At 32.0% G+C, this 13,730-nt stretch carries 14 protein-coding genes; 9 read left to right on the top strand and 5 right to left on the bottom strand.

All coding sequences use genetic code 11. The annotated features are described in order from the left end of the window. Positions 1-68 precede the first annotated feature (68 nt). Genes Q0891_RS02185 through Q0891_RS02175 form a run of 3 tightly spaced genes read left to right on the top strand, consistent with a single transcriptional unit; the run spans position 69 to position 2,649 of the window. Complete coding sequence (locus tag Q0891_RS02185) at positions 69-860, top strand: SDR family NAD(P)-dependent oxidoreductase (protein ID WP_299098424.1); 792 nt, start codon at positions 69-71, stop codon at positions 858-860. Continuing rightward, complete coding sequence (locus Q0891_RS02180; protein ID WP_299098423.1) at positions 857-1,483, top strand: hypothetical protein; 627 nt, start codon at positions 857-859, stop codon at positions 1,481-1,483. The genes Q0891_RS02185 and Q0891_RS02180 overlap by 4 nt, the downstream gene beginning before the upstream one ends. Positions 1,484-1,515: 32 nt before the next feature. Then, complete coding sequence (locus tag Q0891_RS02175) at positions 1,516-2,649, top strand: ATP-binding protein (RefSeq protein ID WP_299098422.1); 1,134 nt, start codon at positions 1,516-1,518, stop codon at positions 2,647-2,649. A 214-nt stretch (positions 2,650-2,863) separates the two neighbouring features. On the opposite strand, the gene Q0891_RS02170 is transcribed toward Q0891_RS02175, so the two are convergent. From Q0891_RS02170 to Q0891_RS02150, 5 genes are all read right to left on the bottom strand, one after another. After that, the gene (locus Q0891_RS02170) at positions 2,864-4,051 is read right to left on the bottom strand and encodes a DUF1501 domain-containing protein (protein WP_299098421.1); all 1,188 of its coding nucleotides are present in this window, start codon (positions 4,049-4,051) and stop codon (positions 2,864-2,866) included. Between the two features lie 13 nt (positions 4,052-4,064). Next, positions 4,065-5,441 (bottom strand): DUF1800 domain-containing protein, encoded by a 1,377-nt coding sequence (locus Q0891_RS02165; protein ID WP_299098420.1) that lies wholly within the window; start codon positions 5,439-5,441, stop codon positions 4,065-4,067. A gap of 93 nt (positions 5,442-5,534) precedes the next feature. Further along, positions 5,535-6,116, bottom strand: coding sequence for a hypothetical protein (locus Q0891_RS02160; RefSeq protein ID WP_299098419.1), 582 nt, complete (start codon positions 6,114-6,116; stop codon positions 5,535-5,537). Positions 6,117-6,138: 22 nt separating this feature from the next. Then, on the bottom strand, positions 6,139-7,074 hold the full coding sequence (locus Q0891_RS02155; protein ID WP_299098418.1) for an OmpA family protein: 936 nt from the start codon (positions 7,072-7,074) through the stop codon (positions 6,139-6,141). A gap of 285 nt (positions 7,075-7,359) precedes the next feature. Next, entirely contained in the window at positions 7,360-8,913 is a 1,554-nt protein-coding gene (locus Q0891_RS02150; RefSeq protein ID WP_299098417.1) for an aldehyde dehydrogenase family protein, read from the bottom strand. A 277-nt stretch (positions 8,914-9,190) separates the two neighbouring features. Here Q0891_RS02150 and Q0891_RS02145 point away from each other — a divergent pair, with 277 nt between their 5' ends. The 6 genes from Q0891_RS02145 (at position 9,191) to Q0891_RS02120 (ending at position 13,673) form a co-directional block, all read left to right on the top strand. Further along, positions 9,191-9,970 (top strand): DUF6090 family protein, encoded by a 780-nt coding sequence (locus Q0891_RS02145; protein WP_299098416.1) that lies wholly within the window; start codon positions 9,191-9,193, stop codon positions 9,968-9,970. A gap of 15 nt (positions 9,971-9,985) precedes the next feature. Beyond that, entirely contained in the window at positions 9,986-10,321 is a 336-nt protein-coding gene (locus tag Q0891_RS02140) for a hypothetical protein (protein ID WP_299098415.1), read from the top strand. Next, positions 10,321-11,361 (top strand): hypothetical protein, encoded by a 1,041-nt coding sequence (locus Q0891_RS02135; RefSeq protein ID WP_299098414.1) that lies wholly within the window; start codon positions 10,321-10,323, stop codon positions 11,359-11,361. Before Q0891_RS02140 ends, Q0891_RS02135 begins: the two co-directional genes overlap by 1 nt. A gap of 92 nt (positions 11,362-11,453) precedes the next feature. After that, on the top strand, positions 11,454-12,128 hold the full coding sequence (locus Q0891_RS02130) for a DUF6090 family protein (RefSeq protein WP_299098413.1): 675 nt from the start codon (positions 11,454-11,456) through the stop codon (positions 12,126-12,128). A 10-nt stretch (positions 12,129-12,138) separates the two neighbouring features. Further along, positions 12,139-12,894: a hypothetical protein gene (locus Q0891_RS02125; protein WP_299098412.1), complete on the top strand. Its 756-nt coding sequence runs from the start codon at positions 12,139-12,141 to the stop codon at positions 12,892-12,894. Next, positions 12,891-13,673 carry a DUF6090 family protein gene (locus Q0891_RS02120; RefSeq protein WP_299098411.1) on the top strand — a complete coding sequence of 261 codons (783 nt, stop codon included), beginning with the start codon at positions 12,891-12,893 and terminating at the stop codon, positions 13,671-13,673. Before Q0891_RS02125 ends, Q0891_RS02120 begins: the two co-directional genes overlap by 4 nt. Positions 13,674-13,730 lie beyond the last annotated feature (57 nt).

Genomic DNA, 13,730 nt, shown 5'->3' with positions numbered 1-13,730 from the left:
TAAAATTTACTCAGGTTTTCTATGGATAATCATTTAAATTAGTATTCCTAATACAACCTTCATCATATATGAGCAACAGTATTTTACCTCAAAAAGAAACTAAAAAGAGCTATTTAACCGCATTAATAACAGGAGCAACCAGTGGAATTGGCAGAGCTACAGCTCACGAATTTGCTAAGAACGGTATTAAACTTATACTTTGTGGACGTAGACAAGAGCGACTAGATAGTGTACAGAAAGCATTATCTAAAGAAACTATTGTACATACGCTTAATTTTGATGTGCGAGATAGACAACAAACTTTTGAAGCCATCGCGTCTTTACCAGAAGAATTTCAAGACATTGACATACTAATTAATAATGCCGGAAATGCACATGGATTAGACCCAATACAATCCGGAAATTTAGACGATTGGGATGCTATGATGGATATTAACGTAAAAGGATTGCTATATGTAAGTAAAGCTATTATTCCAAGAATGACAGAACGGAAATCCGGACATATAATTAATATTGGATCCTCAGCCGGAAAAGAAGTTTATCCAAACGGCAATGTATACTGTGGTAGTAAGCACGCTGTTTTAGCAATAACAGAAGGTATGCGAATTGATCTAAATCCTTTTGGAATTAAAGTAGGTGCTATTAATCCTGGCTTGGTAGAAACCGAATTTTCTAAGGTTAGATTTAAAGGCGATGCTGCTGCAGACAATGTCTACAAAGGTTATAAAGCATTACAACCAGAAGATGTTGCCGAAGTTATTTACTTTGCAATCACTAGACCAGCACATGTAAATATTGCAGATGTTCTTATGTTTTGTACAGCGCAAGCAAGTTCCACTATCGTTAATAAAGAATTATGATAAAGTGGCTAGAGGATTATTGGCGAGCTTTAGTTTCGGAATATACTGATGATGCTTTAATAAATTCACTTTGGCAAGACATTAAATTACATTACACTTCCAAAAATAGAAATTACCATAATTTATCGCACTTACATAATATGTTTCTTCAATTGGAAGCATTTGAAACTAAAATTGAAGATTTAGAGTGTTTAAAATTTGCCATTTGGTATCATGATATTATTTACAAATCTACCAATAAAGACAATGAAGAGCGAAGTGCTACTTTTGCCGAAAACGCCTTAATGTTATTAAATTTTGATGATTCTAGCGTAAAAAAGGTAAAAAAACTCATCCTTTCAACCAAAAAACACAAATTACTTCTAACTGAAAACATGGATAATGCATACCTTTTAGATTTAGATTTATCCATTCTAGGAGCGGATTGGGAAATTTATAAGTTATACATTCAAAACATTAGGAAAGAATATAAGATCTATCCAAATATAATCTATAAACCTGGACGAAAGAAAGTACTTCAACATTTTTTAGAAAGAGATTCGTTATATTTTACAGAACGATTTAAAACAAAATTTGAAAAACAAGCACGAAACAATTTAAATAGGGAAATTAAAATGCTTTAAAAAAGAGATTCCCACTTTCGTAAGAAGCAAACATGATTAATAAAAGACTACTCATAAAAAATCTATTGGCTCATAACGATGAGAACAGCTTTTATGACAAAAAACGAAAGATTGACATAAGCCAAAAAGAAGGAAAAGGTAAGTTTTTAAAACATATTTGCGCACTTTCTAACAGCAATCCCAAGAACAACTCTTATATTGTAATTGGCGTTAAAGATGATGACAACAACATAATTGGTGTCGACTTTTTTGATGATAGTAAAATTCAAAACCTCATAAACGCTTATCTCAACAATCCACCAATTGTAGAATATGAGAATATTCCGTTTCCGCATTTACCAGATGATAAAGTTGTAGGACTAGTAACCATAAGACCAATAGATGTCATTACTTCTCTTAAAAAAAACATCTGGAAATATTATGGTGGCTCTGTATTTTTTAGAGATGGCAGCATTAGCATGCCTAAAGTTTTTGATATTGAAATTAAAGATGTTAATTCTAAAATAGTTTCAGCCATTGAAAACCATGCACAAAATAATATAGAATTAACGTTGGATGGTGTTTTTGATTTTATGAACAAGCGCCAAGATTATAATCCGCAATACAAAGTTTTTAAAGAATACTTTGTGTTATGTTGGTCTGGCGACAAAAAAGTGGTTAAGAACGAAACCTTCTTCTCAAGGGTTGATATTGAATTAATAAATGAACAAGTACGACTCTTTTATTCTACTCTCGATGAAGTTTCAATTTCTTATAATGAAGATCAATTCAAAATTATAGAATACGTAAAACTAGGATTACAAAACTCATACAAATATTACAAACTCGAAGAAAAAACGATTCGGTTTGAAAATAACGCACAGTATTCTATTGAAGCAAATCTTATTTTTGAACCACCACAATTTGATAGAAAAGTTTTGCATCATATTTATAATTCTAATAATACAATTCTAGAAAAACTCGAAAAAAAACGAGAATTAAACCAAAACGAAAACGAAGATTTAAAGAATTTAGCGGCAAGTTATTTAATCTGTTACCTCAACGGATTTAATGATGCATTAATGAAATTAGAAATCTTAAAACCGTATGTAAAAAGCTACAATTCAGAGCTGTATACCTCATATAAAGAAACTATGCGAATTTTCAGAAAAGTGAAATATAATTAGTTCGTCGGAAATAATGGGTTTTTAACCTTGTTTTTATGCACCTTATCGGAGACCTATTAAAAACCATACTGATTATACATTTTTTTTAACCATTCATCAAAAAATTTGTTGAGCAATGAATTTATTATACATCTTTGTATTGCTATTAATCAATTACTAAACCTTGTTTCTATAAAGCCTAAAGCTGATATTGAAACAAGGTTTTTTTTATGTCTTATATGAATTTTAGTGATTTTTGTTCTTTAGGAATGATTCCTTTTGCAGATACATTCATCCATTTTTTTAGAATTGTTGAATAAATAGATCTAAAATCTACACTATATTTTAAATCACCATTATCGTCTAAATCACTTAAACTCGCTAGGTTATTATAGAAACCAGCTTGTTTTAAATTTTTTCCAATTATAAAAACATTATTTGCTGATCCATGATCTGTACCATTAGCGGCATTCTGTTTTACACGTCTACCAAATTCAGAAAAAGTTAAAATCAAAGTATTTTCAAACGCGTTGTTTTGTTTTAAATCATTTACAAAAGCAGAAACACTTTTAGCATATTGAGAGAGTAATTGGGTTTGTTTTTTATTTTGATTAGCATGCGTATCAAAACCACCTAAAGACGTGTAAAACACCTTCGTATCTAGACCAGAATTGATGAATTGGGCTACATTTTTAAGTTGTTTTGCAAAATTGTTTTGAGGGTAATCTTCACTAGATGATTTTACGTTGGTATTTTCAAAAATATAATTAGCGGATGACTTCGCCTCAATCATAGTTTGATATAAGTAACCTAAATTATGTTCGCTCAAGTGCGCATCGTTATAATGACTTAAAACATTTTTAAAATAAGGATCTTTAGCCGTGTTGTACAGCACTTTATAATCGTTTGTAGCGATACCGTTAAAATATTCTCCTTTCATAGCCAAACTAAGTTGCTCGTCCATTTCCATTGCATTGTACGGCTTTTCACCATGTTGATCTAAGTAACGACCTATCCACCCACTTTGTAAATACTCACCTGACCCACTTGCTGTTTGCCAAATATCCATGGATCTAAAATGTGACCTTACCGGATTTGGGTAACCAACATTATTAATTATAGATAATTCGCCGTTATCAAACAAAGAACGTAATGGATCGAGACTTGGATGAAACCCTAAATCATCGTTAAGCTTAATAATATCTTTTGTTATTGCTAATTGTGGTCTGGCATTATAATACAAATCATTATTGTGCGGAATTATAGTATTTAACCCATCGTTTCCTCCTGCGAGTTGAACTATCACCAAACGTTTATAGCCTAACTGATTTGTGGCAACATTTTCGAATGCTTTTACAAAATTTGGCACAAAAAACAAACTGCTTGCTAAAGCGGAATTTTTAATAAATTTACGTCTATCCATAATTATAATCGCTTTAACACATTTGATATTCTGGCAACGACATTAACTGAATGCAATACTCCTTTTTGGAAGCTTTATTCAGTGTTTTTAAATAGTCAGCGGTTCCTTTATTAATGCTTCCTTGAATAATAAAGTCTTGAAGGTTCTTGGAGCTTACGTTTTCAAAATCTGATAGAAATGTATCCCAAGCTGCTGTGATTCTAAAAGGTAATTTTCCTTTGTTCTTTCTTAAATAATTTCGTTTTAAATCATCTGATATATCTGTATCTCCTTCTTTTAGTGAAATCATTGCATTATTCAACATTACGGAAGGTAATTTTAAACGTACCATAATTGTGTTTGCATCTATCCAAGCTTTATCTCCTTTCCAACCAGCGACATTAGGTGGTGACAACAAGGTTTGACCTAACAATTTCTGTATTTTTAGTAAATCCTTTTCTCTTTCGTATTTAATTGGAATTATATGTGACATACCAACCAAATACTCTATTGGAGATTTTATTTTTACACCAATATTAACCTCATCATAAAACCAATCTGAAAGGAACACAAAACGCATTAAATTTTCAATATTGTAATCCTTAAAAAACACATTTGCCATTTCCTCAATATGCTTTTTATTAGGTTTTGGGTTAACAAAATAGCGATAGATTTTAGTAGATATGAAAATAGCACATTGTTTATCTTCAAGTATAATGTCTACTATATCATCTCCTGAAAAATTTCCTGTTTTACCGAAAAATGTTTTTAAATCCTCATCGTGATGCTTAGGTCGCATTCTAAAGTTACCATCAAAATCATGATTATAACCTGTAAAGGCTCTAGCGCTTTCTTTTATATCCTTCTCGGAGTAATGACCTTCACCTAACGTGAACAGCTCCATTAGTTCACGTGCAAAATTCTCGTTAGGTTGATTTTTTCTATTATGTTTTCCGTTTAAATACTTAAGCATTGCTGCTTCTTTTGATATAGCTTTTACAAAGGTTTTAAAATTACCTAAAGCATGTGTTCGTAAAGTATTATTAAACATTTGGGCAAAAATGACATGATTCTCTTTACACACAAAATGATTGGCCCAAAAAAGCGTCATTTTTTCCCTTAGCAGCTCCTTAGATTGCCCTAATCGATCAATCCATGCAACGTTAAGATTTTTAAGCTTTTCACGACTCTCCCTTCTAATTTTTTGAGCTAATTTAGGATTGTCTTTTAATTCTTTTTGAGTAACACCACTCATGAAAGAAAGATCAATCTCTAATGGCGTTATTGATTGAGAATCTACAAATATTTGTTCTACAACGTGAATTCTATTTTTAGGCAACAAATTGATAGTGTTTGGATTGCTACCAAAACCTATACGCCAATACAAATGCTGAAATTCTGCTGCTGTCATATCTTATAAGACTAATTAATTACCAAAAGGTTTAACTCAAAAAAACCGCTTCTATAAAAGAAACGGTTTTTAGACTTAAATATTTTGACGTGATCATTTACCACCATCAAGTTCATCTTGCCACTTTAATAGCTCTGCCCATTTGCCTTCGTAAGCAAACTTTGCTTGTGCAGGCCATGTTCCCGGCTTATGTACTTTAAAACGATCACCACCACTATCTAACACAGATTGACATTTCTCTACACTACACTCAGATAATGCTTTCCACGTTTTTACATCATGGTTATGAAATAATTCTTGGATTTTAGGTCCAATTCCTTCAACAACGGTTAAATCATCTTGCTTTATTTTTTTACCAAATACAGCTTTTGCCGCGTCAGCATCAAACGGAACTAAAGCAACTGCTGGAGCTGCAAAAGAAGCTGCTAGATTAGCATTTTCTGTTTTCGCTGAGGTTAAATCTGCCTGCAAAAGAGAAGCCCTATTTTTAGACGCACTTAAGTCTGCCTCTAATGCTGTTCTTGCTTTTCTACATGCGGCTAAATCTGCTTCTAGCTTAGCAACTCTTTCTTCACAGTCATCACAGTTTCCTCCTCCTAGAAGTTTTCCAAGTAAATAGCCTAGTAGCGCACAAATAGCACCTACAAGTAATGGGATTAATATACACCAATTCATAATTTATAATATTTTAAGTTAGTTAGTTTATTGTTATTACGGTCCGTCTGTTTTTAGCTTGACCATCTTTAGTACTGTTATCTGCAATAGGACTATTTGGTCCTTCTGAAGACGTTTCTATATTAGTTTCTAGAATGCCATTTCTTACTAAATAATCTTTAGCAAAGTCTGCACGTTCTTGTCCTAATCGCATATTTGTTGCAGCACTACCTGTATTATCTGTATGACCTATAGCCTGTATTTTTAAACCAAGCTTATCTACACAATGAGAAATAACCGCAATCTTTTTACGCTGTTCTACTGTTAAATTTATCTGAGCTTGACCTGTATTAAAGTATAATACAATAGGATTTTTTCTAATCGCTTCACAAGCTGCCTCTAATGCTTCGTCTGTAGCATCACTTTCTGCTGTTAACATACCGAATTCTAAAGGACCAAATAATGTATTAGTATCATCAGGAATGATACTATCATTTAATTTCCCTAAAGTATTTATCTGCTTCGCTGATATTCCTTGAGATACAAAATAATTTTTCACAGCATTTGCTCTTGCTATTCCTAAATTAGGAAATGCAGAATCATTGGTTTCATCACTTTTATAATAACCGGTAATATCGATTGTTTTTAAAGGATTAGCTGCTAGATAATCTTTTAATCTCATCACTTCTGAAGATACATTTTCTGAAAGTGGATCTAAGATTGAAAAATTAGAGGTTTTAAAATTAAAGTTATCGTTAATTTTAATGTTGAAGTCTCCATTGGCATCAGATAGACTAAAGCCATTTTTGGTTACTGACTCCATTTCGGGTTCTGGCACTACAATATTGGTTTCTGTACTCGTTTCTGTAACATTGTCTGGAGGGCAACAATAACAACTATCACATAAATAACAATACAATAAGGTTCCAATAATAATAGTAATCAAAATACCTAAAAGGTAAGCTGTTTTTTTACTCATTGGTTAGTGTTTTTAGTTAATTGACTGTCAAGATATTAAAAAATTTAACATCTTTAGTCAATTATATGAAACACAAACCTTAAATAAGTCACATTAATGTAATTTTTAGATCTCAAAAAAACATCTTCCAAATTAGTTTTCACGCTATAATTATCGTAATTCATCCGTTTTTGAATTAGAGCTATTATAAACCTATAAGGGTATCAATAATAATGAATGAATTTGTAAATAAAAAAAGCCGTTTCAAATGAAACGGCTTTTTAAATATCTACAGTTTTAGTCTGTTTAAAGATCAAATTTAATGCCTTGCGCTAAAGGCAACTCATCAGAATAATTGATTGTATTAGTTTGTCTTCTCATGTAAACTTTCCAAGCATCAGAACCAGACTCGCGTCCTCCTCCAGTTTCTTTTTCACCACCAAAAGCACCTCCAATTTCAGCACCAGATGTTCCAATATTTACATTTGCAATACCACAGTCTGAACCAGCATAAGACAAGAATTTCTCTGCTTCTTTCATTTCATTAGTCATAATGGCTGATGATAAGCCTTGAGCAACACCATTTTGTTTAGAGATGGCATTTTCTACCTCACCAGAATATTTCATTAAATATAATATTGGTGCAAAAGTTTCGTGCTGTACAATTTCAAAATGATTTTCTGCTTCGATAATTGCTGGTTTAACGTAGCAACCAGATTCGTAACCTTGGCCTTCTAAAACACCGCCTCCTACTAAAACATTTCCACCTTCTGCTTTTGCTTTTTCAATCGCAGCTAAATATGTGTTTACTGATTCTTTGTCAATCAAAGGTCCAATATGATTTTTTTCATCTAAAGGATTCCCTATGGTCAATTGTCCATAAGCACCAACAATGGCATCTCTTACTTTATCGTAAACGGATTCGTGTATAATTAATCGTCTCGTTGATGTACAACGTTGCCCACAAGTTCCAACAGCACCAAAAACAGCACCAGGAACAACCACTTTTAAATCTGCAGTTGGTGTGATTATTATCGCATTGTTTCCTCCTAATTCTAATAATGATTTTCCGAAACGTTCAGCAACTGTTGCACCAACAATTCGTCCCATTCTTGTAGAACCTGTAGCAGACACTAGAGGAATTCTAGAGTCTGTTGTCATCATTTCTCCAACTTTATAGTCGCCATTAATGATACAAGATATTCCTTCTGGTAGGTTATTTTCTTTTAAGATACCTGCTATAATATTCTGGCAAGCGATAGAACACAAAGGCGCTTTTTCTGATGCTTTCCAAACACAAACATCACCACAAATCCATGCTAAAGCCGTATTCCAAGCCCAGACTGCAACCGGAAAATTAAAAGCTGAGATAATACCAACTACACCTATGGGATGCCATTGCTCTCTCATGACGTGACCAGGACGCTCTGAAGGAATCGTTTGTCCATTTAGTTGACGTGATAAACCTACTGCAAAATCACAGATATCAATCATTTCTTGTACTTCACCATAACCTTCTTGTAAAGATTTACCCATTTCGTAAGACACCAATTTCCCTAAGGGTTCTTTTAAGTCTCTTAGCTTATTCCCAAACTGACGTACTATTTCGCCACGTTGTGGTGCTGGCTTGTCTCTCCAAGATAAAAATGCACTGGTTGCAGCATCCATTACCTTATTATAATCTGCTCTTGTCGTAGATTTTACTTTGCCAATTAATTGGCCATCTACAGGAGAATAACTTTCAATAATCTCTCCATTAGAAAAATTATCAGAGCCTGTTGAAGTACCTTCATTTAGATCCTTAACACCTAACTGATTTAAAGCGTCTTTTATTCCGAAATCGGTAGCAATTGCTTCCATATATGATTAAATTTTATGAATTATTAAATTTTGACACGAAGTTACTAATAAAAACTCAATTTTAACCGTAGCAATTGTTGCAAATAGCATTAATTTATACAAGGTTGAGATTATGGTTTTTTTTACAGCTTTTATCTCAGATAAAAATGCTCTTTTTAAGATTATTAAAAAATGTAACCACTTTATATGTAACAATTTAATATCTTTAAATACAAATAGTTAACCAACCTCAACTACAACCATCAACCTAATTTACTTTCAACCTAAAAGAAAGTAAATGATAACATTATTTCGTCGTTTTAGACAACGGCTTCTAACCGAAAACAAATTTTCGAGATATCTCATCTATGCTATTGGAGAAATTATCCTCGTGGTCATTGGGATTCTCATTGCACTAGGTATTAATAACAACAACAACTTCAATGCGCAAAGAAAGATAGAACGCGAATATCTAACGTCTCTTCAATCAGAATTTGAAATTAATCTACAAAAAATAAACACTTCAATAAATGTCAATGAACAACGTGTACAAACCTTAGAAAAGGTTTTAACCTTATTCAATGACAATGTACTCGATACTATTAGACCACAGACAATCTCTCAATTACTTGGACCTATTTTAGGTAGTGATATTCAATATGTACCAGCTACAGGAGTGTTAAATGATATTATTAGTTCTGGTAAACTCAATCTAATTTTAAATAAAAACTTAAGAAAAGATCTAGCTTCTTTTGAAAGCACTATAAACTATTTAAGCACCCAATTAAACGATGCCGATTTTACACAACGAAAATTAACCAGTCTTTTTTTTAAAAACGGAAGTGCTAAAACTATTGTTATGGATTTAAAAATGATTGATTCAGAGTTGCAATCCATATCTGCAAAAACAAATAATAAGGACATCTTCACTTCTATTGAATTTGAAAACTATTTAGTGGATTATTATTTATTAGCTAAGGCTACAAATGGTCCTCGATTATTTAGCGGCATTAAATCGCAAATAGAAAACATATTAAAAGAAGTTGAACACGAATTAGAAAACACTGAAAGCTATTAATTAAATATAAACATCATGAAAACTAAAAAACCAAACTGGACTAAAAGTGAATTACAAGTTTACATTATGCTACTCTGTGCTAATGCAGATAAAACCGAAACTGAAGAAGAATTAGATATGATACAAAAGAAGACTAGCAAAAAAACATTTCTAAAAATGCATAAAAAGTTTCATAAACACGCTTCCAAAAAGCGACTAGATAAAATTGAATCTTGCATTGACAATCACAATTATAGCCAAATGGAATTAGCTGCTTTTAGACGAGAAATGTATAAGATATTTTTTTCGGATTGCAGTTTTAGTATGATGGAAGAACGTTTAGACATGACCTTAGATAATATACTTTACTAATGATTAAATTTTTTAGAAAAATAAGATTCAACCTTTTAGAAAAACGCAAATCTAGCAAGTACTTTAAATACGCCATTGGCGAAATTTTCCTTGTGGTTATAGGCATTCTCATTGCGGTAGGCATAAACAGTATTTATAATGCATCCCAAAATGAAAAAAAAATAAAAGCTATCCTTACTCAAGTACAGCAAGATTTAAAAACAGACATTATAGATGCCAAACGTATTTATAACGTTTATATCGGAAAAGATTCACTATTTCAAAAAATAATGAATGATTCCATCACTTTTGAGGTGTATAAAAAGAATCCATATCCATTGCCAATTACTGGAAATTATGTCTCTTTCAGTAATAAAAAAGGCGGTTATAATCGATTATTAAATAACCTGGAAAATTTACCCGAAAAATATAATTACCTTATTCCTTATTTGAATAATTTATACGTTGAAATTCAAAACGAAATCGACGATTACAACACCTTTATTAAAAATACAGTGATGATAGATGGTCGTAAAGACCTAATGGCAAACCCAAAAATTGCCGACTACAGTATGGGAAGATATCTTGATGAGGCGATGGCCTATTATTTTAACGACCCATTTCTTAAAAACAAATCGTCAATATACATGAACGATTTAGGAAACATCTCTAATGCCGCTAATGAATATAGAGTTGAGAGTATCATACTCTATAAAAAAATAGATTCCTTATTGGATAAAACATCTACTGAATATAATGAACCGTTTATGCTATGCCCTAAAAAAGAAAGCATAAAAGATTTTTTAGGCGATTACAAAGGTGCTTCAGCAGCACTTGGTGTAACAGTCTCTGTTAGTATGGAAAATGAACGATTAGTATTGAAATCACCAATTATGCCAGACGTAAAGCTATACTGGCATGAGGGCGATTATTATTTTATTAAAGAAGCTAGTGTTATTGTTAAATTGTATAAAAACAAGCAAAACCAGGCTATTATTGAATTTAGTGGCTTTGGAGGGAATGATAGATTTATAAAAAACAACAAAGAAACTTCTAACTAAAAGGATTCCCTAATACAAGGGAAATAGATATGATAAAATTCTTTAAACATATTCGTAAATCGTTACTCATGGAAAACAAAACTTCCAAGTACTTGAAATACGCCCTTGGAGAAATCATCCTCGTGGTTATTGGGATTTTGATTGCCCTTTCAATTAATAACTGGAATGATCGACGCAATAATGACATCAAGGAATACAAGTTACTAAATGAAATGCACGGTAATCTCAAAACCGATTCAATAGATATGGCGGGCAATATAGTGCGCAACACAAGAGTGCTTCATTCTGCAGAAGCAATTCAATATCAACTTGAAAACAACATAGCCTGGAACGATTCTATGGCTACACATTACAGCCATTTAAACACCTACACAAGTAAGATCGCTATTGTTAAATCGAGTTATGAAAATCTCAAATCCATAGGCTTTGATCTCATCAAAAATGATAGTCTTCGTGGTAAAATACATGAGTTGTATGCACAACAATATCCTTTTGTAGAGCGTATGGAATCCGAACATATGGAAGCAATGAAATATTCTTTACTATTACCACAATTAACATCAAAAGTTAAGAGCGTTTCTAAATGGAAAGCTAAACCATTAGATCTAAATACACTCGTCTTTGATAATCAATTTAAAGAAACAGTTATTTTATTCATAAAGGCGCAGGAAGGATTTATTGGCTTGTATCAATATCTACAACAATTACAGTCTGAACTTATTGAGATGATTGAGAAAGAAATTGCAATTAAAACATTACCAAACTAGCAATCAATCCATGATAAAATTCTTTAGAAAAATTAGACAAAATCTACTCGCAGAAGATAAAACTGGCAAATATTTTAAATACGCCATTGGCGAAATATTCCTCGTGGTTATTGGTATCCTCATTGCACTTCAGATTAATAACTGGAATGAAAAACGGCTTCAAAAACTCACATTAAGTAACTACTACAAACGCATGCATGAAGAGTTAGAAAGTAGTCGTGATGAACTAGACAATTTTATCATTGGAATTGATAGTTTAGTAATGCTAAATAGAAAAACACTTGAAATATTAAGTTCTAACAACAAAGATTCTATACCAACGCTACAAAAAACCTTAGGTGCATTATGCACAGCTTGGGTCACTAATTTTAATTATCCAATTGTTGAAGAATTTATGAATGAAGGCTATTTAGCTAAAGTAAATAACACCAAAATTAAAGATGAGTTGCAAGCATTTAGTATTCAACTGAACCGTTTTAATAGTCTCGATACAGGCATTGTTGATCAATATTCTTTAACTATAGAACCTTTTATTAACAACCATCTTAATTACTCACAAATTGCTCTAGACATGTATAAAGAAAGCCTCGTACCTGGAGGACCTGAAACTGATTTTGAAAAGCTATTTAATAATTTAGAAGCATGGAATATTATAACACTTAAGTTAGAGATGCTTGTTTATCAAAAGTACGCTTTGCAAGAATTTAAAGCCATGAGAGAGCGCCTAACCAACTTATTAAATTCAGAGCTAAACTTGAAACCATGATAAAATTTTTTAGAAAAATAAGATACAACCTAATGGAAACAGGCAGAACAAGTAAGTACTTTAGATACGCCATCGGAGAAATTGTGCTTGTAGTAATAGGAATTTTAATTGCCCTGCAAATTAATAATTGGAACGAAAACAGAAAAAATACCCAATACGAACAAAACTATCTGCAAAGAATTCTATCTGATTTAAACAAAGACCAAAAAGAACTTGAGATGCATTTTAATACAGACACACTAAAACTAGATGCATTTACTCAGATAATGCGTACGCTAAGGACCAATTCAATTAAGTTAAACCAACAAGCTTTCTTAGGAGCTTTAAGTAACACTCAGAAAACCCACTGGTTCGAAGGAAATGATGTGGTATTCAGTGAAATGAAATTTTCTGGTAAGCTAGCACTAATCGCTTCGGAGGAATTAAAAGAAAGTATACAAAGCTATTATAAGCAAGTAGAAGAAGTTATAAAACAAGAAAACACCTACGTTGCCATACAAACAGACACCTATTACAGCATGGGTAATTATATAGACAATGCCTTTATATATGAAGCTTCATTGGCACCTAGATGGAATTCAAATACTAACGCGGTAACTTATGAAGACATCATTAACTTTTATGATAATTTTAATGACGTTCAAAAAAAAGAAGGACTCAAAGATTTAACAATACTAAAAGCAAACATTGTGTACAGTAACAATGTTAGAAATACCCTTTACGTAAAAGGTAAAGCAACAATTAAACTCATAAATGATTATTTAGAAAAGAATAAATAATTAAATCTAATATCTCGTCAACCATTGGTTGAGATAATCGCTTGCGGAACTTTAAAA

Source organism: uncultured Winogradskyella sp. (assembly GCF_947498005.1).
GTDB lineage: Bacteria > Bacteroidota > Bacteroidia > Flavobacteriales > Flavobacteriaceae > Winogradskyella.
This window is presented reverse-complemented; position numbering and strand designations above follow the sequence as displayed.